The sequence below is a fragment of the Curtobacterium sp. PhB190 genome (genome assembly GCF_004365385.1).
Lineage (GTDB): Bacteria > Actinomycetota > Actinomycetes > Actinomycetales > Microbacteriaceae > Curtobacterium.
Window position 1 is genome coordinate 27,256 of record NZ_SODN01000010.1, and the last position, 26,426, is coordinate 53,681.

Sequence of the window (26,426 nt, forward strand, 5' to 3'; positions counted from 1 at the left end):
CGGGCGCTGCGCTCAGGCGTCGCCCTCCGGGGCGAACTGCGTGACGCGGAACGTCGCGCCCTGCGGGTCCCGCAGCTCGGCCGCACGCGTCCACGGACCCTGCCAGGTGCCGAGTACGGCGCCGCCGAGCTCCTCGGCCCGTGCGGCGGCGGCGTCACGGTCCGCCACGCTGAACGACACGTGCCAGTCGTCCGGCCCGTCGTCGAGTCGGGCGAGGGCGCCGATGACGTCCGCGAAGCCCTCCGGTGCGCCGACCTGCCGTTCGCGGATGTCGGGGTCGGAGGTGTCCGCGAGGTGGTCCCCGTAGCCGGGGAGCCGGACCATGGCGCTCGGGCCCTCCTCGATGCCGGAGACCCGCCAGCCGAACAGCTGCTCGTAGAACGAGATCGCCTGCTCCGGCTCGGTCGAGCGGAGGTCGCTGAAGACCCAGCCGCCGGGGGCGTTGATGTGCTGCGACCCGAGCCGCTCGCGCGCCTGCCAGAGTCCGAACGCCGCACCGCGCGGATCGACGCAGTCGACGCTGCGGCCCGCGGCGCCACCCGGCCCGGCGTCCTCCGCCGGAGCGGCGGTGCCACCGAGCTCGACGACCCGAGCGGCCCCCACGTCGGCGTCGTCCACGGCGATGTACGTCGTCCACGACGCGGGCTCGTCACCCGAGGCGATCGCGCCGACCTCGCGCCCGTCGATGCTCACGATCCGGTACGAGCCGGGGGCTCCGGGCGGCAGGCGCTCCTCGAAGTCCCAGCCGAACAGACCGCCGTAGAACGCTTGCGCGGCGTCGGGGTCCGGGTGTCGTCCGTCGATCCAGCTCGGCACGCCCTGCGGGTAGGTGCGAGGGGTCTGGTCCGTCATGGTGTCTCCCGGGGTCGCCGACGCCCAGGTCGGATGCCCCAGGTCTACCGCTGACCGCCGACGTCGGCCGGGTCGGTCGTCGGGTCGTTCGTCGGGTCAGTCGTCGGGTCAGTCGTCGGTGTCGACCTGGTCGGTGACGACGTCGCCCGAACCGGCGTCGATCCGGACGCTGTGCTTGGTGCCGGACCCGTCGACGACGTCACCCTCCCAGACCACCTTGCCGAGGTGGTCGTCGAGGCCGAGCTCGGTGATCGCACCGGCGTGCAGGTCCTCGAAGGCGCTGACGGCCTTGCTGACGTCGACGTCGGCCGCTGCGACGAACCGGTCGTGCTCGGCACGGTCGTCGGCGTCCGCGGTCTCGGTCTGCGGGGTACCGGTCACCCCGGTGCCGGCGGCGTCGGTGTGCACCTCGTGCTCGGTGCCGTCCTTCGTCACGACGAGGACCTCGTACGCGCTGCCACGCTGCTCCTGCTCGACCGAGATGACGGTGCCGGAGCCGACGCTCCCGCGTGCGGTCGCGACGGCGGCGAGCAGGGCGTCGTTCGACGTGGCCGAGGCGGCGGTCGCGGACGCGCCACCCGACGTGCCGGTGGTGGCGCCCGTCGCGGCCGATCCGTTCGAGGACGACGCCGCCGAGTCGGACGACCCGTCGGTGGAGCAGCCGGTGAGGGCGAGCGCGGCCACGACGGGCAGGGCGGCGAGGGCGGCGACGCGGCGGGCGGAGGGCTTCTGGAGCTGGGTGCGGAAGGTCATGGGACGAGCATGTCGTCGGGGTGCTGAAGCAGACCTGAAGCCGCCTGTTCAGCCGCCGAGTGCGATGCGCACGACGAACCGCGCCCCGCCGAGCGGCGAGTCCGCCACCGTCGCCTCGCCGCCGTGCGCCCGGACGGCGTCCCGCACGATCGCCAGACCGAGGCCGGCACCACCGGCGTCGCGGCTGCGGGCCTCGTCGAGCCGGACGAACCGCTCGAACACCCGGTCGCGCTCGGCCGCCGGGATCCCGGAGCCGTCGTCGTCCACGGTCAGCACCGCGGCGCCGTCCTGCTCGACCAGGGCCACCGCGACGCGTGACGTCGCGTGCCGGACGGCGTTGTCGACGAGGTTCCGGACCACGCCGGTGAGCAGCCGTTCGTCGCCGAGCACGCGTGCGGCGGAGATCCCCGAGCCGTCGACCCGGATCGCACGGTCACCGGTCGAACCACCCGGCACCCGGGCCCGCGTCCGCGCGACGGCGTCGAGTGCGAGGTCGTCGAGGTCCACGGGACGACGGACACCCGCGCCGCCCTCGTCGAGCCGCGACAGCTCGAGCAGCCCGGTGACGAGGTCCTGCAGGCGCACGGCCTCGGACCGCACGACGTCGGAGAACTCGGCCACGTCCGTCCGGCCCGGGTACGCGACGGCGACCTCGGCGTGCTGGCGGAGCGACGCGATCGGCGACCGCAGCTCGTGCGAGGCGTCGGACACGAACTGCCGCTGCCCCACCGCGGATCGGTCGAGCCGGTCGAGCATGGCGTTCATGGTGGTCGCGAGCCGGGCGATCTCGTCGCCGGTGTCCGGCACGACCACGCGGGCATCGGGCTGCGCGGCACGGATCGTCTCGACCTCGGTGCGCATCCGTTCCACCGGACGCAACGACCGCCCGGTCACGGACCAGGTCACGATCCCGAGCACGAGGACGAGGACCGGCACCCCGACGGCGAGGAGCACCACGGCGGTCCGGATGGCGGTCTCGGTCTGCTCGAGGGAGACGCCGTACACCAGGGTCGCCTCACCCCCACCGGGCAGGTCGACGTCGTCGGCGACGAGCAGCCAGCGTTCGCCGTCGTGCGACCACCGGGACTCGTCGGCGGTCGACAGGGCCGGAGCGTCGGCGTCCTCACCGTGTGCGAGGACCGAGCCGCCGGCACCGACCACCTGTACCAGGACGTCCTCGTAGTCGGTCACCGCACCGGCACCGTCGGACTCGACCCGTGACGACACCTGTTCGAGTCCGGCCTCGGCGGACGTCCGCACCCCGTCGAGCAGCACCAGGCGGAGCACCACGACGAACCCCACGGCACCGACGACCAGGGCGGCGAGCACGACCACGCCGGCGCCGAGCGTGGTCCGCGCGCGCACGGACCGGAAGCGGCGCGTGCGCCCCGTCCCCCGGTCAGCCACCGTCGGCCGCCAGTCGGTAGCCCGCACCGCGGACGGTCTCGAGTGACGTCCGTCCGAACGGCCGGTCGAGCTTGCGTCGGAGGTGCCCGACGTACACCTCGACGATGTTCGGGTCACCCTCGAAGTCGACGTCCCAGACGTTCTCGATCACCTCGCGCTTCGAGCACACCTGCCCGGAGCGCCGCGCGAGGTACTCGAGCACCGCGAACTCCCGGCTCGTCAGGTCGACGGGGGTCCCGGCACGCGCCACGGTCCGTGCGGCCGGGTCGACGACCAGGTCGCCGAGGGTCAGCACCGCCGGGCGTTCCCGAGCACCGCGGCGGACGAGCGCGCGCAGCCGGGCGACGAGGACCGGGTGCGAGAAGGGCTTCGTGACGTAGTCGTCGGCGCCGGCGTCGAGGGCCTCGACCTGGTCCCACTCGCCGTCCTTGGCGGTGAGCATGAGCACCGGCGTCCAGTCCTGGTCGGCCCGGAGCTGGGCGCAGACCGCCCATCCGCTCATCCCCGGCATCATCAGGTCGAGGACGATCGCGTCGTAGCGGAACTCGCGGGCGTGCCACAGGCCGTCGACGCCGTCGTGGGCGACGTCGACCGCCCACCCCTCGGCCTCGAGGCCGCGACGGACGCCGTCGGCGAGCCGCACCTCGTCATCGACCACCAGGACACGCATGGCGACGATCCTGCCGTGCCGCCCTGAAGCAGCGCTGAAGCGACGCCCGACGGCGATCGGCGATCGGCGATCGGCGAATGGCTCAGACCAGCAGCAGGACCCCGGCGACGACCGCGGCCACGGCGATCGCGAGCGCGATGAGCAGCAGCACGAGGTGCACCGTGTAGAACGTCGTCGGCTTGCCCGCGGCGTCACGCGCGCGGGTGTCCTTCGCGACGCGCTGGAAGAAGCGCGGCCAGGTGACGACGTTGAAGACGGCACCGATGAACAGGACGACTGCGGCGAAGACGAGCACCGTCCGAGTCTAGACAACGAGTGTCGGTGGTGCTCGGCCGCCCCCAACGCGGCCGAGTCCCACCGACGAGCCACAGGATCTGTAGCACTTGCTACAAACCCTACACGGGCGTCGGGAGACCGTCGAGTCACCCCTTCGGGCTACGCGGAGTCGAGCGCCGACTCGGCCTCGGCGAGGACGGCTCGCTCGGCATCGGTCAACGGCGTACGCGTCCGCCGGAGCCCGTCGTTGACCTCGACGATCGCGCGGCTCAACCGCGTCGCGGGGTCCTCGGTCGACGGGTAGGCGTTGTCGGCACCGATCCGCTCGTGCAGCGGCGCGAGACGCCGCAGCGCCGCGTCGACCCGCCGGGTGTGTCGACGTCGCGAGACCCGGTGTCCGACGACGAGCAGCAGCATCCCCGTCGAGACGCAGATCACGGCGCCGGGCGTCGTGACGTCGTACGGCAGCGCGAGGGAGCGCATCCGGTCGAGGTCCCCCGTGACGTGCGCCAGGTCCATGACCACGACGACGACCATCCGGACGACCCCCAGCACGCCGCCGAGCACCAGGACCCACAGCCCGACCAGGTCCGTCGTCGTCCGGGCCTCGCGCAGGCGGAGGACGCAGATGAGGCCCGTCGCGCCGAGCGCCACCCCGAGGTACACCGTCTGCGCGATCGAGTAGACGGTCGCGGCCGGGTGCGACCCGGCGTCGAGCATGAACGTCGTCGTGGTGGCGGGCTTGTCCAGCACCGAGAAGGCGACGACCACCACGACCACCACCGCGGCGCACGACGCCACGATCGCGTTCCGGAGCCACGGCCGCGCTGCCCCGACCGCCTTCGCCACGCCCCAGAGCAGCGTGCTCGTGCCGGCGACCATCAGGCAGTCGCTGACCACGGTGACCACGTTGAAGCCACCGAGCAGTGGGTCGAGCCACCGGTACAGCGGGTCGACGTTCGTGACGATGGTGCCGGCGAACAGCAGGAAGGTCACCGCCAGGGTGCGGTCCTGCCCGCGTTGCAGGACGAAGAGCGCGATCGTCCCGGCGATGAGCAGCACCGCCTGGACGACGGCGACGATCACCCGAAGACCCCGCGGAAGGCGCTCGGGCGGCCGCGGTGTCGCCGGATGAGCGTCGCGAGTGCGTCGGCGAAGACCTCGGCCTCGTGTTCGTACGCGTTCGAGAACATCCCCCGCGCCAGCGCCCGCTCGACCTTGTACTCGGGCAGGTCCGGGATGACGTCGCGGATGTAGGCCGACTGGGGCGCGTGCTCCTGGTGCCGGTGCAGGACGTGGCCGAGCTCGTGGCCGATGACGAACGCCCGGAAGGTCGGCGACGCGGTCGGCGAGATCATGATCAGGTGGGCGTGCTCGAGCGTCGCGACGAAGCCGCACACGGGTTCCGTCGCCAGGAACGCCTCTTCGCGGACGACGATGGGCTTGTCCACGACGACGGCTGCGGCTGCGACGGCCTGGTCGACGTCGGACCACCCCTCGACCGCACCGCGTGCCCAGAAGGACTCGAGCAGCGGGTCGGTCACGCCACGCTCCCGCGCTGTGATTCCTCCTCGAGCACCTCGGCGATGCGCCGCAGCGCCTCGGGTGAGAGCTCGCCGGGGAAGGTGCGTGCAGCGAACCCGCTCACGCGGGCGGAACGCAGGGAGCGGACGAGGGCGAGCTGGGCGCCGATGCGCTCGGGGACGTCGCTGTCCTCGAGCAGGAAGCGCTCGTCGACCTCGAAGAACCCCGCGAGCAGCCGCAGGAGCTCGGTGTCGCGGTTGCGTCGGCCGTCGCCGGAGAGCATGTAGGTCCACTTCGCCCGCGAGAGCGAACCGCCGTGGGCGGCGACGTACTCCTCGATCGAGGCGAACGGCACCGGAGCACCGCGCTGGGACTCCTCGAAGTCGAGCAGCAGGTTGATGCGCCGTGCGAGTTCGGCGGCGTCCAGGACCCCGCCCCTCGGATCACCGGTCTCCATGTCGGACTCCTCCCCAGCCGTGCGTGCACGACATCGTAGCGCGGCGGACACGGTGCACGCCGTTAGCCTCGTGGGCATGGCCCGCAGCTTCCCCGCGACGATCGCCGACCCGGTCGAGCACGAGATCGTCATCACGAAGTCGCGGTTCATCACCACGGTCGCCCCCGTGTCGGACGTCGCGGACGCCGAGCGGGTCATCGCCGAGGTGAAACGCCGCCGCTGGGACGCCCGGCACAACTGCACCGCGATGGTCACCGGCACGCTCGGCGACCAGGCCCGGTCGTCGGACGACGGAGAACCGTCGGGCACGGCGGGCGTACCGATGCTCGAGGTGCTCCGCCGCCGCGACCTCACCGACGTGGTCGCCGTCGTGACGCGCTACTTCGGCGGCGTGAAGCTCGGCGCCGGCGGACTCGTCCGCGCCTACTCGACCTCGGTCTCCGAGGCCCTCGACACCGCCGCGCTCGTCCGGCGCGAGGCGCTCACGCAGGTGCACTTCGACGCCCCGCACGCCGAGGCCGGCCGGCTCGACAACGTCCTGCGCGACTGGGTCCGGCACCACCACGCGACGCTCGGTGCGACGACCTACGGGCGTACGGCGACGTTCGAGGTCTGGGTGCCCGCCGAGGCGCTCGGGACCCTGACCGCCGACCTCGCATCGGCCTCCGCCGGCGCCGTCGACCTCGTCGTCGGCCCGGAACGGATCGTCGACGTCGCCGCCGACTGAATCCGACCGCCGGAAGTACCTCGGGCGTGTCCCGCTCGGAACGCGTACACACTCCCGGAACGCACGAAGGCCCCGACTCGATGAGTCGGGGCCTTCGTGGTTGTGGTGCACCCCCTCGGACTTGAACCGAGAACCCACTGATTAAGAGTCAGTTGCTCTGCCAATTGAGCTAGAGGTGCATGTTCCGGCTTCCGTGCCGCAACGGGAATCAACAATAGCATGGGTTCTGCGCGCTCACGACCACTCGTGGGCACCAAGCGAACAGGAGCACCATGACCGACCGTCTCGCCGCCGGCGACACCGCCCCCGACTTCACGCTGCCGGACCAGGACGGCGTCGAACACTCGCTCGCCGCACTGCGGGGCAAGAAGGTCATCGTGTACTTCTACCCGGCCGCGTCCACCCCCGGTTGCACCACCGAGGCCTGCGACTTCCGCGACAACATGTCGTCGCTGCAGGCAGCCGGCTACGAGGTCCTCGGCGTCTCGAAGGACGAGCAGGCGAAGCTCAAGACCTTCCAGCACGAGCAGGCACTCACGTTCCCGCTGCTGAGTGACCCCGACCTGGCGGTGCACAAGGCCTACGCCGCATGGGGCGAGAAGAACAACTACGGCAAGATCGTCACCGGCACGATCCGCTCCACGATCGTGGTCGACGAGGACGGCAGCGTGCAGCTGCCGCTCTACAACGTCAAGGCGACCGGACACGTGGCGAGCCTGCGGAAGAAGCTCGGCCTGGTCTGAGGACCGGACCACAGCGAGACGGGAGGCGCGGTGCCAGCTGGCACCGCGCCTCCCGTCCGTCTGTCGGTCGCGTTCACTCCACGGGACGCGCGAGCGCGGCCGTCACCGACCGCGACAGCACGAACGTGATGCCGAGCAGTGCGGGGATCAGCAGGACCCAGCCGACCGCCGGCTCGCGGAAGACACCCTGGAACGCGCCGATCGCGATCGCACCCTGCAGGACCTGCCAGACGATGATCCCCGAGCGCACCCAGGCGCGACGCTTCCACAGGCCGTTCAGGAGCGCACCGAGCCAGAGCGCCGCGACGGCCGACAGGATCGTCAGGGCGATCCCGGACGCCAGGCTCGACGCCGGCGCGACGATCAGCTCGACGACCAGGACGACCGTGACCACGACGAGCGCCGCGAACTCGAGGCCGACCACCACCAGCAGGCCGATCAGCGCGCGTGAGCGTCGCTCAGGACGGTCGACCGCGGTCGGGTCGTCATCGTGCACAGTGATCCTCCAGCATCGGAACCCTTGATTTGCCCCTACCAGTATGGAACGATATTCGAGGTCGTTTGGACGGCACGATGTGGTGTGCGTCTCCCGTGGTTCGTCGCTCCTCCCCCGAGCGTCACGCGGGCGTCAGACTCGCTTCCAGCGGACTCCTCCCCACAGTTGTCCCCTCATGCCTCATGCATGGTCAGCGTTCCGATCCCCCGAACCCCGGCCCCGGCCTGCCGTTCGAGCATCGACATCAAGGAGCACCACACATGGACTGGCGTGACAAGGCAGCTTGCCTCACCGCGGACCCCGAGCTCTTCTTCCCCGTCGGGAACACCGGGCCCGCCGTCGATCAGATCGAGAAGGCCAAGTCGGTCTGTGCACGCTGCACGGTCACCGAGATGTGCCTGCAGTACGCCCTCGAGAACAACCAGGACTCCGGTGTCTGGGGTGGCCTCAGCGAGGACGAGCGTCGTGCGCTGAAGCGCCGCGCCGCCCGCGCCCGCCGCGCTTCCTGACCCGGGCCGGTTCCCGCAGGACACACCGACGCCCGTCGTCCCTCCGGGGGCGGCGGGCGTCGTCGTGCGCGCGGGGCGCGGGGCGCGGGGCGGGGCGGCACGCCGTGCGCTGGTCCTCGGGGTTCCACAACTCGCCGCGCGCCGACCGTCGAGGTTCCACAACACGCGCGATCGCCCGCCGAGATGCGCAGATCTCGGAACCTCACGAGCGGGCGCGGACCCGACGCGCGACTCCCGCGGGCGCGGCGCGGCGCAGCGCGCGGGCTAGGCGGGAGCGGTCAGCCAGCGGAACGGGATGGTGATCGTCACCTCGGTGCCGCTGCCGGTCAGGGTGTGCCAGTCGATCGTGCCGCCGAGTTCACCCTGGATGAGCGTGCGGACGATCTGGGTGCCGAGGCCCGACCCGACCTTCCCCTCGGGCAGACCCACGCCGTTGTCACGGACCTCGATCTCCAGGTGGTCGTCGAACCGGCGGGCGACGATCTCGACCTCACCGTCGCGGCCGTCCAGTCCGTGCTCGACGGCGTTCGTGACGAGCTCGGTGAGCCCGAGTGCGAGCGGCGTGGCAGCCTCGGACGGCAGCACCCCGAACTCGCCGGTCTTCTTCGGGTGCACGGTCGTGTTGTGCGACGCGGCGACCTCGGTGACGAGCTTGAGCACCGAGTCGAAGACGTCGTCGAAGTCGACCGTCTGGCTCAGGCCGCTCGACAGCGTGTCGTGCACGACCGCGATGGCTGCCACGCGGCGCATCGCGTTCTGCAGGGACGTGCGTGCCTCGTCGGAGTGTGTCCGGCGAGCCTGGATGCGCAGCAACGACGCCACCGTCTGCAGGTTGTTCTTGACGCGGTGGTGGATCTCGCGGATCGTCGCGTCCTTGGTGATGAGCTCGCGCTCCTGGTGCCGGAGCTCGGACACGTCGCGGCAGAGCACGATCGCTCCGATGCGGTCGCCGTGGTCGCGGAGCGGGATCGACCGCAGCGACACCGTCACGCCCTTCGACTCGATGTCGGCCCGCCACGGAGCGCGACCGGTGACGACGAGGGGCAATGACTCGTCGACGTCGAGCTGCGCGCCGATGAGCTCGGTGGTGACCTCGGCGAGGGACTTCCGCTCGAGCTCCCCCTCGAAGCCCATCCGGTTGAAGGCGCTCAGGCCGTTCGGGCTGGCGAACGTCACGATGCCGGCGGTGTCGAGGCGCAGCAGACCGTCGCTGGCGCGCGGGGCGCCGCGGCGCGGACCGGCCGGTGCTCCGAGGTCCGGGAAGTCGCCCGTCGCGATCATGCCGAACAGGTCGTTCGCACTCGCGGTGAAGTTCAGTTCCTGACGGCTCGGCGTCCGCATCTCGTCCTGGTTGGAGTGCCGCGTGACGACGGCGATCGGCCGCTCGGTGGTCTCTGCGCTCTTGGCACTGAGGCGCCGCAGCACCGGGATCGCACGGACCCGGGTGGGGGTGTCCTCGTACCAGTCGGGCTCAGCGGAGTCGACGACGCGGGCGCCGGCGAAGCTCTCGGTCACCTGACCGCGCCACTCCTCGCGGATCTCCTGGCCGACGATGTCGCGGTAGAACAGCGTGGCGGCGGAGCTCGGTCGGGCGTGTGCCACGGCGACGAACGAGCCGTCCTCGGCAGTCGGCACCCACAGCACCATGTCGGCGAAGGACAGGTCGGCGAGGAGCTGCCAGTCCCCCACGAGCAGGTGGAGCCACTCCACGTCGGCTTCGGAGGAACGGCCTTGCGCGAGGACGAGGTCACTGAGGGTCGACACCCAGCCAGTCTAGGTGCGCCGACTTGTGGAGAACGTCGTCCTCTCCACAGGCCCAGCAGCTTTGTATTTCTCATGTTGCACGCCCCATACGCTCGCTCCAGCAACGGAAGGGGCAGGGGTGGCGGAGCAGGCACGCCGGATCGACCACACGACGACGACGGCACACTCGCCGCCACTGACGATCGTCGAACCGCAACCGGTCGAGGAACCGGCGAGCGGCCCTCCGGACCCGGCGGACACCGCACGCGCCCTGGGACTGTGCGTCGCCGAGGTCCTGACCGGGGCCCGCGAGGTCGACAGCATCGCCCGCTGGATCACCGACGACGTGCACCGACACCTGCAGCAACGTGCAGCCGTGGCCGCGCACGCCCGCTCGGTGCGCCGACGGTCGCGGAGCCGAGCGGTGCTGCGGGTCGGCAGCGTGCTCGTCTGCCGACCGGCGGACGGCGTCGCCGAGGCGACCGTCGTCGTGCACACGCGCAGTCATGCACGCGCCGTGGCGATGCGGTTGGAGACGCGGGACGGCAGGTGGCGGGCGACCGCGATCGGCGTCCTGTAGGTGCCTGACGCGGACGGGAGGCCCGTGGCGGTGCCGCCACGGGCCTCCCGTCCGTCGTCGGTGCGCGTGGTGCGCTTGGTGAGCAGCAATGGTCGGGTCCCGACGCGGGACCCGACCATTGCTGCTCACGATGCGCTCGCGCGCACGCGGACTACTTCTTCGACGCCTGACGACGCTCGGCACGGTTGCCGGCCGCGGCAGCCTGGCCGGAGGCCGTGGCCGCGTTGCCGAACGCGGAGCCCTGCTCGGGCTCGGCAGCTGCCTCGGCCTCGGCCTGGGCCTGCTGCGCACGCGCCGTGGCGGCCTGCTCGAGGCGGCCCTTCTCGTCGCGCACCTCGACCTCGCCGTCGATCGACGGTGCCGAGTACTCGAGGCCGGAGACCTCGTCCTCGCCGAGACCCTTGGCCTCGATGACGGCGTTCTCGCCGTCGGACTGCACCTGGACCTCGAGGTTGAACAGGTAGCCGACCGACTCTTCGCGGATCTGGCCCATCATCGTCTGGAACAGCGCGTAGCCCTCGCGCTGGTACTCGACGAGCGGGTCACGCTGCGCCATCGCGCGGAGGCCGATGCCGTCCTTGAGGTAGTCCATCTCGTACAGGTGGTCGCGCCAGCGGCGGTCGATCACCGACAGGACGACACGACGCTCGAGCTCGCGCATCGCCTCGTCGCCGAGGAGCTCCTCACGCGTGGAGTACGCCAGCTTGGCGTCGGAGAGGATCTCGCGGCCGAGGAAGTCACGCGATGCCTTGCCCTTCGAGCCGGCCTCGGTGATGACCTCGTCGATCGAGATCGAGATCGGGTAGAGCGTGCCGAGCTCGGTCCACATGGCGTCGAGGTCCCAGTCGTCCGGCGAGCCCTCGCCGGTGTGGGTGTCGATCACGTCGTCGATGACGGCCTTGAGGAACGACTGCGCGCGGTCGTGCAGGTCGTCGCCCTCGAGGATGTGGCGGCGGTCGCTGTAGATCGCCTCGCGCTGCCGGTTCAGGACGTCGTCGTACTTCAGGACGTTCTTGCGGATCTCGGCGTTCCGGCCCTCGACCTGCGCCTGGGCGGAACGGATCGCGCGGCCGACGAGCTTGTTCTCGATCGCCAGGTCGTCCGGCACGTTCGAGCGGCCCATGAGGCTCTCGGCGGCACCGGAGTTGAACAGGCGCATGAGGTCGTCGGTGAGCGACAGGTAGAAGCGGCTCTCGCCCGGGTCACCCTGACGACCGGAACGACCGCGCAGCTGGTTGTCGATGCGGCGCGACTCGTGGCGCTCGGTGCCGAGGACGTAGAGCCCACCGGCCTCGCGGACCTTGTCGCCCTCGACCTCGACCTCGGCCTTGACGCGGGCGAAGACCTCGTCCCACTCGGCTTCGTACTCGTCGGGGGTCTCGGTCGGCGACAGGCCCTTGGCGTGCATCTCCTGCACCGCCAGGAACTCGGAGTTGCCGCCGAGCATGATGTCGGTGCCTCGGCCGGCCATGTTCGTCGCGACGGTGACGGCGCCGAGGCGACCGGCCTGGGCGACGATCGCGGCTTCACGCGCGTGGTTCTTCGCGTTGAGGACCTCGTGCTTCACGCCCTTCTTGGCGAGGAGCTTCGACAGGTACTCGGACTTCTCGACGCTCGTGGTGCCGACGAGGACGGGCTGGCCCTGCTCGTGGCGCTCGGCGATGTCCTCGGCGACCTGCTCGAACTTGGACTTCTCGTTCTTGTAGACCAGGTCGGTCTGGTCGATGCGCTGCATCGGCTTGTTCGTCGGGATCGGGACCACGCCGAGCTTGTAGGTCGACATGAACTCGGCCGCTTCGGTCTCGGCGGTACCGGTCATGCCGGAGAGCTTCTGGTACAGCCGGAAGTAGTTCTGCAGCGTGACCGTGGCGAGGGTCTGGTTCTCCGCCTTGACCTCGACGTTCTCCTTCGCCTCGATCGCCTGGTGGATGCCCTCGTTGTAGCGACGGCCCATCAGGATGCGGCCGGTGTGCTCGTCGACGATGAGCACCTCGCCGTTCATCACGACGTAGTCCTTGTCGCGCTTGAACAGGGCGACGGCCTTGATGGAGTTGTTGAGGAACGAGATGAGCGGGGTGTTCGCCGACTCGTACAGGTTGTCGATGCCGAGGTAGTCCTCGACCTTCTCGATGCCGGGCTCGAGCACGCCGACGGTGCGCTTCTTCTCGTCGACCTCGTAGTCCTCGCCCGGCGTGAGGCGCTTGGCGATCGAGGCGAACTCCGTGAACCACCGGTTGGCCTCGCCCGAGGACGGGCCGGAGATGATGAGCGGCGTGCGGGCCTCGTCGATGAGGATCGAGTCGACCTCGTCGACGACGGCGAAGAAGTGGCCGCGCTGCACCATGTCGGAGGCCTGCCACGCCATGTTGTCGCGCAGGTAGTCGAAGCCGAACTCGTTGTTCGTGCCGTAGGTGATGTCCGCCGCGTACTGCTCGCGGCGCTCGGCCGGCGTCTGGTTGGCGATGATGCAGCCGGTCGTCATGCCGAGGGCGCGGAAGACGCGACCCATGATCTCGGACTGGTACGACGCCAGGTAGTCGTTGACCGTGATGACGTGCACGCCACGCGACGGGATCGCGTTGAGGTACGCCGCCGTCGTCGCGACGAGGGTCTTGCCCTCACCGGTCTTCATCTCGGCGATGTTGCCGAGGTGCAGGGCCGCCCCGCCCATGAGCTGCACGTCGAAGTGCCGCATGCCGAGGGTGCGCTTCGCTGCTTCCCGCACGGCGGCGAACGCCTCGGGGAGCAGGTCGTCGAGGGTCTCGCCGTTGGCGTACCGCTCGCGCAGCTCCTTCGTCTCGTCCTGGAGTTCCTCGTCGGTGAGGCTCGAGAAGTCGTCCTCGAGGTCGTTGATCGCCGAGGCGTACGCCTTCAGCCGGCGGACGGTGCGTCCTTCGCCGATGCGGAGGACCTTCTCCAGCACGTTTGCCACGTGAGCTCCTTACGGGGTCGTCGTGCGCGACCTGCGCGCCCGATCGACCAGTCATGCTAGCAACCCCCCGGTGCCGTGCGCTGTGAGGGGCGTCGGTGTGGGGGCAGCGGTGTGCGCGGCCCGCGAACGGACCGCGCACACACGGGTCGGACGGTGTCCGCAGCGATCGCGTCAGGCGAGCGCGGCGGCCGGCTCGGCGTCCACCGATGCCGCGGCACCGGTCTGGTCGTCGATGCCGATCACGCCGTAGTCCCAGCCCTTGCGTCGGTAGACGACGCTCGGGCGGTGGGTCTCGGCGTCCACGAACAGGTAGAAGTCGTGTCCGACGAGCTCCATGAAGTACAGGGCGTCGTCGACGGTCATCGGGGCGGCCTCGAAGACCTTGTGCCGGATGACCACGGGGCTGTAGACCTCGTCGTCCTCGTCCTCCGGTGCGTCGGCGTCGACGACCGTGACCGCGCCGGTGGCGACGTCCTCGATGAGGCGGCCGTCAGCGGGGACCACCCCCATGCCGTCGAAGCCACTGCCTGCGGCCTCGGCCACCGAGGTCGGGCGGTGACGACCGCGGTGCACCTTGCGCCGGTCACGAGCACGACGCAGCCGTTCCATGATGCGGGCGAAGGCGAGGTCGAAGGCGGCGTACTTGTCGGACGCCGCGGACTCCGCCCGCACGAGGGGCCCGGGACCGATGAGCGTCAGCTCGATGCGGTCCTCGCCCTGGCTGCCGCCCGACTTCTCGTGGTGGCGGCTGATGCGCACCTCGAAGGCGAGCGCACGGTCAGCGAGCACGTCGATCTTCTCGGACTTCTGTTCGACGTAGGTGCGGAATCGGTCGGTGACCCCGACGTTCCGGCCTGTGATCGTCACGTCCATGTCGCGGCTCCCATCGAGCTTCGGCGCGTCGCCTCCATCCGGCGAACCCGAACGCCTTGCCGCGAGGCTAGACCCGCCGCAGGTCCCGCGTCACGGTGCGTCGGCGAGTCTGCCGGACACCCACCGGACGCACAGCGGTCACCCGGTGTTCACCGAGCCGTCAGTCCTCGACGCTCGCGACGGCCACGCACCGGACGACCCGGCCGCCCGCGGCGCGGACCGCCCGCACCCCCTCGGCCATCGTGACGCCGGTCGTCACGACGTCGTCCACGAGCACCACGTCCCGCCCGTCGACCCCGCACGCCCGCAGCGTCCCGACGGTCGCGGCGACCCGCTCGATCGCCGTCCGTTCCTTCTGGCCCGGCCCCCCGCTCGCCGGTCCACCCCGGACCCGCACCCGTCGGAGCCGCCCGGTGCCACGGACGCCGCCGCGGGCGAGCAGCAGCACCACGGGGTCGAACCCCCGACGCCGTGCCCCCGCCCGCGACGGCGGGACCCGCAGCACGACGGTGCCGACGGGTGCCTCGGCGAGCGCGGCACGCACGAGCGAGCCGAAGCGAGCGCCGAGCGGTCGTGCGACGTCCACCCGACCGCGGAGCTTCAGCTCGAGCAGCAGGGTCCGGACGAGTCCCTCGTACTCGAAGGCGGCGTCGAGCCGCACGCCCGCGACGAGTCGGACCCGGCGCGGGCGCGCGGCCAGGGCGGCGCGGCAGGCCCGGCAGAGCGCACGGTCGGGGCGTCCGCAGCCCAGGCAGTCCACCGGCAGGAACAGGCCGAGCACCGCGAGCGCCGCGTCGCGCCACGGGGTGAGCGGGTCCGCGGTGGACCGGTCCCCGGTGAGCGGGCCCGCCGTGGACCGGTCCTCGGTGGGCGGGTCCTCGGTGCGCATGCGACGAGTGTGGTGGCGACCGGACGGCGGTAGTGGGCCGACCGTGCGGACGGTGGACGGGCCTCCTGGCCGGGGTGGGTGTGGAGGGGTGACCGCGACGTCAGCGCTGGACGCCGAGCACGTCGGCGGTCACGCCGGTGGTGTCCCAACCGCCGCCGGTCGACTGCAGCACCGACCCGCTCGACATCCGGAGCAGCAGAGCACCACCGCTCCCGCCGCTGATCGAGGTCGCACGACCGTCCGGCTTCGGCAGGGTGCTCGACTGCCCGCCGATGGTGGTCCGGACGACGTTCGGCCCGGCCGTGGTCTGCCCGACCGAGGCCACGTCGGTGTCGTTCACCCACGTCGCCCCGACCGCGTCGCCGGTGGCTGCCTGCACCCGGACGGCTGCGCCGAACGACGTCGGGGACCGGTCGGACCCGCGGATGATCGCCATCACGTACAGGCCGGGGCCGTCGGCGGTCTGGATCAGGGCGAGTGCCCGGGTCGAGTCGCGGGAGACCTGGAACGACACGAGGTCGCCGCGCGGCAACGACGTCGCGACCTGGTGCGGGTCGCCGCCGAGGCCGTAGGCGGTGATCCGGCGGGTGTCCGACGACTGGCCGACCCACACGAACCCGAGGTCGTCGATCGCGGGGGCGACGAGGTCCTCGCGGGCGTCGACGCGCAGGTGGTCGTCGCCGCGGACGACGACGGCACCGTCGCGGTTGCCGACGGCGGCCGTGGTGCCGGAGGCGGACAGCGAGATCGAGGTCGGGTCGAGGCCGGCCACGGTGTCGCCGACGCCGCCGCCGAGCTTCGAGACCTTGCCGGTGCCCGTGGCCGCGTAGCCGACCACACCGTCCTCGTCGACGAGGGGGCGGGGGTCGACGTCCGGGTTCTGCTGCGCGTTCGCCCCGCTCGAGTCCGGGACGGACAGGCTCGCGCCCTCGATGGTCATCGACACCGACGAGATCGTGGCGACCGAGGCGAGCGACTTGCTCAGCTGCTCGCGCATCCGGACGCGGTCGACGGTGCTGGCCCGCAGGGCGTCGCTGGACAGGTCGACGAGTGCCGTGCCGCTGTCGATGGTGACCGCGTTCAGGGAGAGCTGGGTGCCCTCGGGGAACGACGAGACCACGGCGCCCTTCAACCAGTCGGCGGGACCGGCCATCAGGGCGCTGGCGATGCGGGTGCTGGTGGACGAGCGGGCGAGGAACCAGCGCTCGTCGGGCACGAGGAACCGGAACGTCGGGTCGTAGAAGTACAGGGCGTGCTGCTGGAAGACGGAGTCGAAGCTCACCGGGGACAGGATGATGCCGTCCGGGGCGTAGGCGATGCGCCACTCGCCGTCCTCGCGGGTGAACTGGAACGTCAGCGTGGACGAGGTCGGGCGGACCGCCTGGGTGTACTCCCCCTCGGAGTCCACCGTCGCGCTCGCGGTGAGCGTGTACGTCAGTTCGCGGTCGTCGGCGCGCTCGACGGTGCCGCTGCCGTCGCGGATCGTGACGCCCTGCCGCGGGTTCCACTGCTGCGAGAAGTCCGAGGCGAGGAACTGCCGGGCGATGGCGTAGTTGTCCTGTGCACCGGTGGCCGCCGCGATGAACCCGCGCAGGATCGCCGTCTGGTCGGAGCCGGTGATCGGCTTGTCCGGCCGGAAGTCGACGCCGGACAGCGACTCGTCCTTGATCGTCTGCCCGGTGCGGACGGCGCCGTCGACGGGGATGGCGGCGCAGGCGGTGAGCGCCAGCACGCTGACGGCCGCCAGCGCCGCGGCGACGACGTGCCGGAAGCGGGGGCGGAGACGGGGGCGCATCAGGACTCCTCTCGCACGGCGCGGGGGCCGTCGTACGACTCGTCGAGCTCGGGCAGCGGGATCGCCGACGTCGCGGCGGTGACCTGCTCGTTGCGGGGCAGCGTCAGCACGAAGGTCGATCCCTGACCGGGGCGCGACCACACGTCGATCCGACCGCCGTGCAACTTCGCGTCGCCCAGGCTGATCGCGAGACCCAGGCCGGTGCCGCCGATGGTGCGCTTGCGGCTCGGGTCGGCGCGCCAGAACCGGTCGAACACCCGTGCTGCGTCCTCCGGCGGCATGCCGACGCCCTGGTCGCGCACCGCGATGGCGACCGTGCGGGCGTCGCTGTCGACGACGACCTGGACGGGCTTGGCGTCACCGTGCTCGATCGCGTTGCCGACCAGGTTGCGCAGGATGCGGCGGACGCGCTTGGCGTCGAGCCGCATCGTGGTGTGGCCGCCGGGGGTGGCGAGCTGCAGGTCGATGCCGGCGCGTTCGGCAAGGGGGCGGAACTCCTCGACGATGTCCGCGGCGAGCGCCGCCGGCACCGACGGCTCGGTGTCGAGCTGCACGGCCTGCGCGTCGTAGCGGGAGATCTCGAGCAGGTCGGCGAGCAGCAGCTCGAACCGCTCCACCTGGGCGTGCAGGAGCTCGGCCGAGCGCCCGACCGACGGCTCGAACGCGTGCCGCGAGTCGAAGAGCATGTCGCCGGCGAGCCGGATGGTGGTGAGCGGCGTGCGCAGCTCGTGGGACACGTCCGACACGAAGCGCTGCTGCACGCGGGAGAGCTCGGCGAGCTGGGTGATCTGCCGACTGACGGCCTCGGCCATGCCGTTGAAGCTCCGCGCGAGGGTCGCCAGGTCGTCCTGGCCGCGCACCGGGATGCGTTCGTCGAGGCGTCCGGCCGCGATCTTGCGGCTCGTCTCCGCTGCCTCGCGGATCGGGACCACGACCAGCCGGACGACGAGCGAGGTCACCAGGGCGATGAGCACCATGAGCGCGACGCCGCCGATCGAGAGCGTCTGCGACACGAAGTCGAGGGTCTGCTGGGCATCGGACAGGTCGTAGACCAGGTACAGCTCGTACTGGCCGGCGCTCGGGATCTGCAGCGTGGAGCCGACGGCCAGCCCGGGCACGCGTCGGCCGTCGTCGTCGAGCTGCACCGGCTGCAGGCTGAGCTTGCCGGTGTTCGCGCCGACCTCCTTGCGCAGGGCGTCCGTGATGACGGCGTCCGGGAAGTCCTGGCTCGCGATGGTCTGCAGCGTCTGCGGGGTGGACTGGTCGGGGCTCCGTTCGATCGCGATGCTCGTGCCGCCGGGGCTCGTCGTGTTCGACAGGATCGCCTGCTGCGCCTCGTTCTGCAGCGTCTCGAGCTCGGACTGGTTGTTGTCCTCGGCCGCGGTGGCGGCGTCGAAGATCCCCTGCGCGACGATGGTCGCGCGGGCCGACTCGGACTCGATCTGGTCGCGGCGCTGCGAGTAGACGTTCGTCGAGATGCTCACCATGACGGCGGTGCCGATGATCCCGACCGCCAGTCCGGTCGTCATCACGGTGATGGCGACCGAGCGGAACATCAGGGACCGACGCCACACGTACGCGACGGGCCGCCAGCCACGGCGGACCCAGCGGCGCATCCGTCGTCGGCCACGGCCGACCACCCCGATCGACACGGTGGCCGTGCCGGGGGCGGCACCGGCTGCCGTGCCGGGAGCGGTGCCGGCGGGCGGGGCGGGCGGCACGGTGGTCAGGCTCCTCCGGCCCGGTACCCGACGCCGCGGACCGTGGTGACGGTCTTCGGGTTGTCCGGGTCGTGCTCGATCTTCGCGCGCAGGCGCTGGACGTGCACGTTCACCAGGCGGGTGTCGGCCTTGTAGTGGTAGCCCCAGACCTGCTCGAGCAGCATCTCGCGGGTGAAGACCTGGTTCGGCTTCTCGGCGAGCGCGCGGAGCAGGTCGAACTCGAGCGGGGTGAGCGCGATGACGGTGTCACCGCGGCGGACCTCGTGCCCGGCGACGTCGACCGTCACGTCGCCGACGTGCAGCACCGTGGCGTCGGTGGCGCTCGGCCGCAGCCGCGTGCGGATGCGGGCGACGAGCTCCTTCGGGTTGAACGGCTTGACGACGTAGTCGTCGGCCCCGTTCTCGAGGCCGAGGACGACGTCGGCGGTGTCGCTCTTGGCGGTGAGCATGATGATCGGCGTGCCACTCTCGGCACGGATGCGCTTGCAGACCTCGATGCCGTCGATGCCCGGGAGCATCACGTCGAGCAGGACGAGGTCCGGCTTCGTGCTGTGGAACGCGTCGACGGCGTCGTTGCCGTCGGCGCTGAACTCGGGTTCGTAGCCCTCCGAGCGGAGGACGATGCCGATCATCTCGGCGAGGGCCTGGTCGTCGTCGACGACGAGGATGCGCGGTGTCATGTGATGTGGACTCCGTGTGGCGTGCGGGTGGTGCCGGGTCGGCACGTGTCCCCACACGATAGCCGAGGCCCCGTCACGCGGCGTTTTCCGCCAGGATGGAGGTGGACCGCGCGTCGCAGCGCGGACCGACACGACGAAGGGGGCCGAGGTCATGTCCGATTGGCAGACGCCTGGCGGTGGTCAGCAGGGGGCCGGGCAGCAGGGTGCCGGGCAGCAGGGCGCGTGGCAGGGACAGCCGGGAGGCCCGCCCCGCTTCTCCGCACCGCCGCCGCCCGCCCCGGGGCCGGGTCGACCCCCCGGCGGTCGTCCGCCGTCCGGCTCGCGTCCGGTGATCCCCCTGCGCCCGCTCGGGTTCGGTGACGTGCTCGGCGGCGCCTTCACGGTCTTCCGCCGCAACGCCCGCGTCCTGCTGCTCTGGAGCGTGCTGCTCAGCGGCGTGCTCGGGTTGCTCTCCACCCTCGTCAGCACGTTCGGCCAGCAGGCGCTGCAGTCGCGGATGATGACGGCGTTCGACGGCAGCGGTGGCGGCGACACGATCGTCGCGGGCTCGGTGACGCTGTGGATCCTGCTGACGATCGGCCTGCCGTTCCTGGCGTACCTCGGGCGCGGCTTCCTGGTCGCACCGGTCGCCGCGGACACCGGCCAGCGGGTGCTCGGCCGTCGCGCGACCTTCCGGGGCCTGTGGGCGTTGCTCGCCGGGCGGCGGTGGCCGGTCGTCGGGTGGATGTTCGTGCAGATCGGCGCGGGGCTCGTCGTCGGGATCATCGTCGCGGTGGTGTTCTTCGGGTTCTTCGCGGCGCTCGGTGCCGGGGACGCCGGCGCCGGGTGGTTCGTCCTGGCGGTCTTCGTGATGGTCCTGGGCTTCGGTGTCGTGCTGACGTGGCTCGGCATCCGCTTCGCCTTCACGGTGCCGACCATCGCGCTCGAGGGCCGACCGGTCTTCGCCGCCGCCGCGCAGTCGTGGCGGCTCACCCGCGGTGCGTTCTGGCGGACCTTCGGCATCCTGCTGCTCGTGCAGGTGATGTTCGGCGTCGCGGCCTCGATCGCCACGGCGCCGCTCACCATCGGGGCCGTGCTCGTCGGCGGCGTGTTCGACCCGCTCGGGCAGACCGACGCGTCCTCGGGCATCGGTGCGGGCGCCCTCGTCCTGATCGTCATCGGCAGCCTGCTCGCGATCGCGGTGCAGTGCGTCACCGACGTGCTGAGCGCGGCGGTCGTCACCTTCCTGACCATCGACCGGCGGATCCGGACCGAGGCCCTCGACCAGCGCATCGCCTCGCACCTCGACACCGGGCAGCCGGCCGACCCGTTCGCACCGTCCGCACCGGTCGCCCGACCGCCGTGGCCGCCGCAGCAGTGGGCCGGGCAGCAGCAGCCGTGGGCGCAGCAGCCGTGGGCCGGGCAGCCCCCGCAGGCGTGGCCCGGACAGCAGCAGGCGCAGCAGCCCTGGCCCGGACAGCAGCAACCGTGGCCGCAACACCCGCCGCAGCAGGGGCAGCACCGCCCGCCGGACGGGACCGCATGACCGCGGTCGACCCCGACGAGGCCCGCCGTCTGCTCGAACGCGAACTCGACCGGCCCGCGTACGACGGCGCGCACGTGACCTGGTGGGACCGCGCGTCACGGACGTTCCTGGACTGGCTCGGGTCGCTCCGCGCCGACGGACTCGACTCCCCCGTCGTGGCACGCACGGCCCTGGTGATCGCGATCGTGGTGCTCGTCGCCGTCGTCGTGCTCGTCGTCGTGGCCCGCGGGCTCCCCCGACGTCGTGCACGCAGCGGCGCGGACGACACCGGCGGAGTGTTCGACGACGACGACCTGCGCTCCGCCCGAGAACTGCTCGACGCCGCGCAGTCCGCGATCCGCCGGGGCGACTGGTCGGCCGCGGTCCTCGACGGCTTCCGTGCGACGGCCCGCGGCCTCGGCGAGCGCGACCTGGTCCCGGACATCCCCGGGGCCACCGCACGCACCATCGCGGTGCGGGGTGCCGCGCCGTTCCCCGCCGAGGCCGCGGCGCTCGACGACGCGGCGACGGCCTTCGACGCCGTCCGCTACCTCGGGCTCGACGCCGACGAGGGCACCGCTCGCCGGGTCCTCGACACCGAGCGCGCCGTGCGCCAGGCTCGTCCGGCCAGGTCCTCGGGGCCGGTGGTACCGGCATGACCGCCAGCACCGCCACCGCCGCTGCGCCGCGCACGGGTGCGCCGTCGGAGGACCAGCCAGAGGGCCGCCGGTTCCGGTTCGGCTTCTGGATCGCGATCGTGCTCGTCGGGCTCGTGCTCGCCGTGCTCACCGCCGTGGTGCAGGGCGCCGAGGGACCGGACCGCCGGCCGCTCGACCCCACCTCGACCACCGCGAGCGGATCGGCGGCGCTGGTCCGGGTCCTGGAGCAGCGTGGCACCTCCGTCCGGGTGACCGACCGTGCCGACGGGATCGACGGTGGCACGGTGTTCGTCGACGACTCCGACGGCGTCCTCGACCCAGGCGTCGCCGAGCGCCTCGCCCGGACCGCCGACCACGTGGTCCTGGTGGGCGTCGACTCCACGCCGTTCGCGTCGTTCGGCCTCGACGTCACCACGGCCACCGCGCCCGAGGGCGACGACACCGTGTCCACCGCGTCCTGCGCGATCCCGGCCGCGGCGTCGGCTGCGCGGGTGTCCACCGCCGGGTACGGCTACACGGTGGACGACCCCGACGCGGATCGCTGCGCGCCGTCCGGCAGCGGCGACGACCGAGCCTGGGGACTCGTCCGCACTGCGACGCCCGGCGGCGACGTCACCCTCGTCGGCACCACCTCGGCGTTCCGCAACGACACGATCACGACCGCCGGGAACGCCGCGCTCGCCCTCGGGCTGCTCGGCTCGGACGACCGCCTCACCTGGTACACGCCGACCGTCGGCGCCCCAGACGCCGCCCCGACCCTCGGCGAGCTCGCACCACCGTGGGTGCCGAGCAGCCTCGCGCTGCTCGCCCTGGTGGCCGTCGCCGCCGCGGTGTGGCGGGGCCGACGTCTCGGGCCGCTCGTCGTCGAGCGGATGCCCGTCGTGGTCCGCGCCGCCGAGACCACCGAGGGCCGGGCCCGGATGTACGCCCGCACCCACGACCGCACCCACGCCCTGGACACCCTCCGCGTCGCCGCGGTGCGCCGGATCGGCCGGCTGCTCGGACTCCCCCGGTCCGCGCACGTCGACGACGTCGTCCGCGCAGCGGCCCGCGCCACCAGCATCCCGCACGACCGCGTCGGCGCCGTCCTCGTCGGCGGTCCGACCTCCGACGACCGCGCGCTCGTCGACGGCACGAGGGCACTCGACGACCTCGAACGGGCCGTCCGACGATCCACCTCGGGCGACCGTCCCAGCACCGACCACGACCGACCAGGAGCACGACCGTGACCGACCTGCCAGCTGCCCCCGACCAGCACGTCCCCGCACCGGGCGACCGCGCCCCGCACGACCGGAACCAGCACGACCCCGGGCTCCGCGACGCCTTCGGGCGGGTCCGGGCCGAGGTCGCCAAGGCCGTCGTCGGGCAGGAGGGCGCGGTGTCCGGCATGATCGTCGGACTCCTGGCGCAGGGGCACGTGCTGCTCGAGGGCGTGCCCGGCGTCGCCAAGACCCTGCTCGTCCGCAGCCTGGCCGCCGCGATGTCCCTCGACACGAAGCGGATCCAGTTCACGCCGGACCTGATGCCCGGCGACGTGAGCGGTTCGCTCGTGTACGACGCCTCCACCGGCACGTTCCCGTTCCGCGAGGGCCCCGTCTTCACGAACGTGCTGCTCGCCGACGAGGTGAACCGCACGCCCCCGAAGACCCAGTCAGCCCTGCTCGAGGCGATGGAGGAACGCCAGGTCAGCGTGGACGGCGACGCCCGGCTGCTGCCCGACCCGTTCTTCGTCGCCGCGACCATGAACCCGATCGAGTTCGAGGGCACGTACACGCTCCCCGAGGCGCAGCTCGACCGCTTCCTGGTGAAGCTGACGCTCGACATCCCGCCGCGCGACGTCGAGTGGCAGGTCCTCCGCCGGCACGCCGACGGCTTCGTGCCGCGGGACGTCCGGTCGGCGGGCATCACCCCCGTGGTCGGCGTCGACGAGGTCCTCGCCGCGCAGCGCGCCGTCCGGGCCGTCGGTGCTCGTGACGACGTGCTGGCGTACATCGTCGACCTCGCCCGCGCCACCCGTCAGGCACCGTCCGTCCGGGTCGGGGTCAGCCCGCGCGGTGCGACGGCCCTGCTCGCCGCCGCGAAGGCCTGGGCGTGGCTCACCGGCTACGACGCCATCACGCCCGACCATGTGCAGGCGATGGCCCTGCCGGTCTGGCGGCACCGGCTCCGGGTCGCCGCCGACGCCGAGCTCGAGGGCGTCGGCGCCGACGGGGTGCTCCAGCAGGTGCTCGAGCAGGTGCGGGTGCCGATCTAGTGGCGGTCTCCGGCCGGTTCGTCGCGCTGCTCGCCGTCGCCGTCGTGCCCACCGTGCTGCTCGCCAGCGGGTGGGCCGGCCTGGCGTGGGTCGTCGTCGTGCTGCTCGCCGCGGCCCTCGACGTCCTGCTCGCCGCCGACCTGGCACGCGTGCGGGTCGAACGGCGGATGCCGCGACTGGCCCGCCGGGACAGCACCGCCGACGGCACGCTCGTGCTCGCGAACGACGGCGGGCGGGTGCTCCGGGGCATCGTCCGCGACATGTGGGAGCCCTCGGCCGGACACCGGCCGCGCCGGGTCCGGATGACGGTGCCCGCGGGCGAACGACGGACCGCCCGCATGCGGTTCACCCCGTTCCGCCGCGGTCGACGCCGCACGGCCGGCGTGGCGGTCCGGGCGTTCGGCCCGCTCGGTCTCGCCGCCCGGCAGCGGGTCGTCACGGCGCCGGGCGAACTCGTCGTCACGCCGCCGTTCCGCTCGCGACGGCACCTGCCGTCACGGCTGGCCCGGTTGCGCGAACTCGACGGTGAGACCACCCTGCAGCTCCGCGGCCACGGCACGGAGTTCGACTCGCTGCGCGACTACGTCCGGGGCGACGACGTCCGCTCCATCGACTGGCGAGCGACCGCGCGACGGCAGGACCTCGTGGTCCGCACCTGGCGCCCGGAGCGCGACCGTCGGGTCGTGGTCGTCGTCGACGCCGGACGCGCCGGGGCCGGTAGGGTCGCGGACGAACCACGCCTCGACACCTTCATCGAGTCCGCACTGCTCCTCGGTGCCCTGGCCGCGGCCGCCGGCGACCGGGTCGACCTGGCGGTCCTCGACGACACCGTCCACGACCGTGTGCACGGGGCGACCCGCACCGACGTGGTCCAGCGCTTCGGCGAGGCCCTCGCGATGGCGGAACCCGGACTCGCCGCGACCGACTGGTCCGCCGTGCCGGCGCTCGTCGACTCGATCACGACCTCACGGGCGCTCGTCGTGCTGGCGTCGAGTCTCGACTCGGTCGGTGCCTCCGGTGACCTGCTGGCGGTACTGCCCCGGCTCACCCGGCGGCACGCCGTCGTGGTGACGAGCATCGAGGACCCGGCGGTGCAGCGGACCGCACGCGGCGGGGTGGACCCGGCGACGACGATCCGCACCGCGCGGGGCGGACGCGTGCCGGGCCTCCCCACCGGCGCGGAGCGCGACGTGTACCGGCGGGCCGCCGCCGAACGCACCCTGCTCGATGCCGACGGCGTCGCCGACGTCGCACGCCGGAGCGGCGCCGAGGTCGTCCGTGGCGCACCGGAGGACGTCCCACCGCTCGTGGCCGACGCCTACCTGCGCGCGAAGGCGACCGGCCGGCTCTGAAACGGGACGGACGCTACCCGGCGACCAGGGCGGAGGTGCCGCGCTCGAACTCGTCGAGGTCGCCACGCTCCCCGGCCCGGTACGCGCGACCGCCGAGCACCCACTGGTACGCCAGGACCGCAGCGAGGGCGATCGTCCCGATGCCGATCTTGACCGGCCACGGCCAGTCCTGACGGGTGACGATGCCCTCGACCAGGCCGGACAGCAGCAGCGTCAGCGTCAGGCCGACCGCGATCGTGATGAGGGCTCGGCCGTCCTCGGCGAGGGCCTGCGCACGGGTCCGGTGCGACCCCGGAGCGACCCACGACCAGAAGATCATCAGGCCCGCGCCGCCAGCGAGGAAGACCGAGTACAGCTCGAGCTGGCCGTGCGGGGCGATGTAGAGGAAGAAGTCGGCCAGGCGGCCCTGTGAGTGCATGATCGCCGCGGAGACCCCGAGCCCGACGGCGTTCTGCATGATCGAGAACGGCACGAAGACGCCCGTGATGCCGAACGCGACCATGGTGGCGGCGATGTAGGCGTTGTTCGTCCACACCTGGGCCGTGAACGCGCCCAGGCCGTGGTCGGAGTAGTAGTCGACGAAGTCCTGCGTGGCGTACTGGCGGAGCGCCTCCGGCGTGCCGAAGGTCGCCGTCGCCCCCGGTGTCGTCGTGATCCAGACGGCCACGATCGCGCCGATCGCAATGGTGGCCAGCGCCACCCAGATCGTCACCCAGCGGATCCGGTACAGCGCCGCGGGCAGCTGCCGGGTGAAGAACAGGGCGACCGCGGTGAGCGGGTCGACCGGGGTGCCGGTGAAGCGCAGGCGGGCGCGGTACAGGGTGAGGGACAGCCGGTCGCCGGTCGCGGTGCGGGGTGCGGCGCCGCGGATGCGGGCGAGGTCCGTCGCGGCGGCCTGGTAGCCGGAGACGAGCTGGTCGACGTCGGCACCGGTGGTGTGCCGGGCGCGCGCGAGGCGGTCGAGCTCCTGCCACCGGTCGCGGTGCACCTCGGCGTAGGCGTCCAGGTCCACGTGTTCCCCCTCGTGTCG

Annotated in this window: 26 protein-coding genes and 1 tRNA gene; 9 read left to right on the forward strand and 18 right to left on the reverse strand. The window is 72.2% G+C overall.

All coding sequences use genetic code 11. The annotated features are described in order from the left end of the window. Positions 1-12 precede the first annotated feature (12 nt). The 8 genes from EDF47_RS16175 to EDF47_RS19955 all read right to left on the reverse strand — a co-directional run bounded on the left by EDF47_RS16175 (position 13) and on the right by EDF47_RS19955 (position 5,939). Positions 13-852 carry a VOC family protein gene (locus tag EDF47_RS16175; RefSeq protein ID WP_133938887.1) on the reverse strand — a complete coding sequence of 280 codons (840 nt, stop codon included), beginning with the start codon at positions 850-852 and terminating at the stop codon, positions 13-15. Between the two features lie 108 nt (positions 853-960). Beyond that, positions 961-1,605 carry a PepSY domain-containing protein gene (locus EDF47_RS16180; RefSeq protein ID WP_132100141.1) on the reverse strand — a complete coding sequence of 215 codons (645 nt, stop codon included), beginning with the start codon at positions 1,603-1,605 and terminating at the stop codon, positions 961-963. Positions 1,606-1,653: 48 nt separating this feature from the next. After that, on the reverse strand, positions 1,654-2,970 hold the full coding sequence (locus tag EDF47_RS16185) for a HAMP domain-containing sensor histidine kinase (RefSeq protein ID WP_207906681.1): 1,317 nt from the start codon (positions 2,968-2,970) through the stop codon (positions 1,654-1,656). Between the two features lie 34 nt (positions 2,971-3,004). Continuing rightward, entirely contained in the window at positions 3,005-3,682 is a 678-nt protein-coding gene (locus EDF47_RS16190) for a response regulator transcription factor (RefSeq protein ID WP_123938742.1), read from the reverse strand. Between the two features lie 82 nt (positions 3,683-3,764). Continuing rightward, positions 3,765-3,977: a hypothetical protein gene (locus EDF47_RS16195; protein WP_123938741.1), complete on the reverse strand. Its 213-nt coding sequence runs from the start codon at positions 3,975-3,977 to the stop codon at positions 3,765-3,767. A 140-nt stretch (positions 3,978-4,117) separates the two neighbouring features. Next, on the reverse strand, positions 4,118-5,044 hold the full coding sequence (locus EDF47_RS16200) for a hypothetical protein (RefSeq protein ID WP_132100139.1): 927 nt from the start codon (positions 5,042-5,044) through the stop codon (positions 4,118-4,120). Beyond that, positions 5,041-5,502, reverse strand: coding sequence for an ImmA/IrrE family metallo-endopeptidase (locus EDF47_RS19950; RefSeq protein WP_111085958.1), 462 nt, complete (start codon positions 5,500-5,502; stop codon positions 5,041-5,043). Before EDF47_RS19950 ends, EDF47_RS16200 begins: the two co-directional genes overlap by 4 nt. Continuing rightward, complete coding sequence (locus EDF47_RS19955; protein ID WP_159573933.1) at positions 5,499-5,939, reverse strand: hypothetical protein; 441 nt, start codon at positions 5,937-5,939, stop codon at positions 5,499-5,501. The genes EDF47_RS19950 and EDF47_RS19955 overlap by 4 nt, the downstream gene beginning before the upstream one ends. Before the next feature lie 70 nt (positions 5,940-6,009). On the opposite strand from EDF47_RS19955, the gene EDF47_RS16210 reads away from it, so the two are divergent. Continuing rightward, positions 6,010-6,666, forward strand: a complete 657-nt coding sequence (locus EDF47_RS16210; RefSeq protein WP_132100179.1) for a YigZ family protein — start codon at positions 6,010-6,012, stop codon at positions 6,664-6,666. Between the two features lie 103 nt (positions 6,667-6,769). On the opposite strand, the gene EDF47_RS16215 is transcribed toward EDF47_RS16210, so the two are convergent. After that, positions 6,770-6,845, reverse strand: a tRNA-Lys gene (locus tag EDF47_RS16215). A 93-nt stretch (positions 6,846-6,938) separates the two neighbouring features. Between EDF47_RS16215 and bcp the strand changes: the two genes are divergently transcribed. After that, a complete protein-coding gene (bcp, locus tag EDF47_RS16220; protein ID WP_123672221.1) occupies positions 6,939-7,409 on the forward strand; it encodes a thioredoxin-dependent thiol peroxidase in 471 nt (156 codons plus the stop codon). A gap of 73 nt (positions 7,410-7,482) precedes the next feature. Here bcp and EDF47_RS16225 read toward each other — a convergent pair whose 3' ends face one another. Then, positions 7,483-7,905, reverse strand: a complete 423-nt coding sequence (locus EDF47_RS16225) for a hypothetical protein (protein WP_111085962.1) — start codon at positions 7,903-7,905, stop codon at positions 7,483-7,485. Positions 7,906-8,165: 260 nt separating this feature from the next. Between EDF47_RS16225 and EDF47_RS16230 the strand changes: the two genes are divergently transcribed. After that, positions 8,166-8,414 (forward strand): WhiB family transcriptional regulator, encoded by a 249-nt coding sequence (locus EDF47_RS16230; protein ID WP_017888820.1) that lies wholly within the window; start codon positions 8,166-8,168, stop codon positions 8,412-8,414. A 264-nt stretch (positions 8,415-8,678) separates the two neighbouring features. Here EDF47_RS16230 and EDF47_RS16235 read toward each other — a convergent pair whose 3' ends face one another. Then, positions 8,679-10,178, reverse strand: a complete 1,500-nt coding sequence (locus EDF47_RS16235; RefSeq protein ID WP_111085963.1) for a PAS domain-containing sensor histidine kinase — start codon at positions 10,176-10,178, stop codon at positions 8,679-8,681. A 118-nt stretch (positions 10,179-10,296) separates the two neighbouring features. On the opposite strand from EDF47_RS16235, the gene EDF47_RS16240 reads away from it, so the two are divergent. Then, the gene (locus tag EDF47_RS16240; protein ID WP_123938738.1) at positions 10,297-10,737 is read left to right on the forward strand and encodes an Rv3235 family protein; all 441 of its coding nucleotides are present in this window, start codon (positions 10,297-10,299) and stop codon (positions 10,735-10,737) included. Positions 10,738-10,888: 151 nt separating this feature from the next. Here EDF47_RS16240 and secA read toward each other — a convergent pair whose 3' ends face one another. From secA to mtrA, 6 genes are all read right to left on the reverse strand, one after another. Then, positions 10,889-13,669 carry a preprotein translocase subunit SecA gene (secA, locus tag EDF47_RS16245; RefSeq protein ID WP_123938737.1) on the reverse strand — a complete coding sequence of 927 codons (2,781 nt, stop codon included), beginning with the start codon at positions 13,667-13,669 and terminating at the stop codon, positions 10,889-10,891. Between the two features lie 171 nt (positions 13,670-13,840). Further along, on the reverse strand, positions 13,841-14,542 hold the full coding sequence (gene raiA, locus EDF47_RS16250) for a ribosome-associated translation inhibitor RaiA (RefSeq protein WP_123292249.1): 702 nt from the start codon (positions 14,540-14,542) through the stop codon (positions 13,841-13,843). Between the two features lie 160 nt (positions 14,543-14,702). Then, complete coding sequence (locus EDF47_RS16255) at positions 14,703-15,431, reverse strand: phosphoribosyltransferase family protein (RefSeq protein ID WP_132100138.1); 729 nt, start codon at positions 15,429-15,431, stop codon at positions 14,703-14,705. A gap of 100 nt (positions 15,432-15,531) precedes the next feature. After that, positions 15,532-17,226: a GerMN domain-containing protein gene (locus EDF47_RS16260; RefSeq protein ID WP_123292247.1), complete on the reverse strand. Its 1,695-nt coding sequence runs from the start codon at positions 17,224-17,226 to the stop codon at positions 15,532-15,534. Continuing rightward, positions 17,226-18,947, reverse strand: a complete 1,722-nt coding sequence (gene mtrB, locus EDF47_RS16265; RefSeq protein ID WP_243692441.1) for an MtrAB system histidine kinase MtrB — start codon at positions 18,945-18,947, stop codon at positions 17,226-17,228. Before mtrB ends, EDF47_RS16260 begins: the two co-directional genes overlap by 1 nt. Before the next feature lie 5 nt (positions 18,948-18,952). Beyond that, positions 18,953-19,627, reverse strand: a complete 675-nt coding sequence (gene mtrA / locus EDF47_RS16270; RefSeq protein ID WP_123292246.1) for an MtrAB system response regulator MtrA — start codon at positions 19,625-19,627, stop codon at positions 18,953-18,955. 328 nt (positions 19,628-19,955) lie between these two features. Here mtrA and EDF47_RS16275 point away from each other — a divergent pair, with 328 nt between their 5' ends. The 5 genes from EDF47_RS16275 to EDF47_RS16295 are packed head-to-tail and all read left to right on the forward strand — an operon-like array spanning position 19,956 to position 25,396. Further along, a complete protein-coding gene (locus tag EDF47_RS16275; RefSeq protein ID WP_165918802.1) occupies positions 19,956-21,152 on the forward strand; it encodes a glycerophosphoryl diester phosphodiesterase membrane domain-containing protein in 1,197 nt (398 codons plus the stop codon). After that, positions 21,149-21,790 (forward strand): DUF4129 domain-containing protein, encoded by a 642-nt coding sequence (locus tag EDF47_RS16280; RefSeq protein WP_132100136.1) that lies wholly within the window; start codon positions 21,149-21,151, stop codon positions 21,788-21,790. The genes EDF47_RS16275 and EDF47_RS16280 overlap by 4 nt, the downstream gene beginning before the upstream one ends. After that, a complete protein-coding gene (locus tag EDF47_RS16285; RefSeq protein WP_132100135.1) occupies positions 21,787-23,019 on the forward strand; it encodes a DUF4350 domain-containing protein in 1,233 nt (410 codons plus the stop codon). The genes EDF47_RS16280 and EDF47_RS16285 overlap by 4 nt, the downstream gene beginning before the upstream one ends. Then, on the forward strand, positions 23,016-24,044 hold the full coding sequence (locus EDF47_RS16290; protein ID WP_132100134.1) for a MoxR family ATPase: 1,029 nt from the start codon (positions 23,016-23,018) through the stop codon (positions 24,042-24,044). Before EDF47_RS16285 ends, EDF47_RS16290 begins: the two co-directional genes overlap by 4 nt. Then, the gene (locus EDF47_RS16295; RefSeq protein WP_123292241.1) at positions 24,044-25,396 is read left to right on the forward strand and encodes a DUF58 domain-containing protein; all 1,353 of its coding nucleotides are present in this window, start codon (positions 24,044-24,046) and stop codon (positions 25,394-25,396) included. The genes EDF47_RS16290 and EDF47_RS16295 overlap by 1 nt, the downstream gene beginning before the upstream one ends. Before the next feature lie 13 nt (positions 25,397-25,409). Here the strand turns inward: EDF47_RS16295 and EDF47_RS16300 are convergent, their stop codons facing one another. Continuing rightward, positions 25,410-26,408 (reverse strand): stage II sporulation protein M, encoded by a 999-nt coding sequence (locus EDF47_RS16300; protein ID WP_133938889.1) that lies wholly within the window; start codon positions 26,406-26,408, stop codon positions 25,410-25,412. Positions 26,409-26,426: the final 18 nt, after the last annotated feature.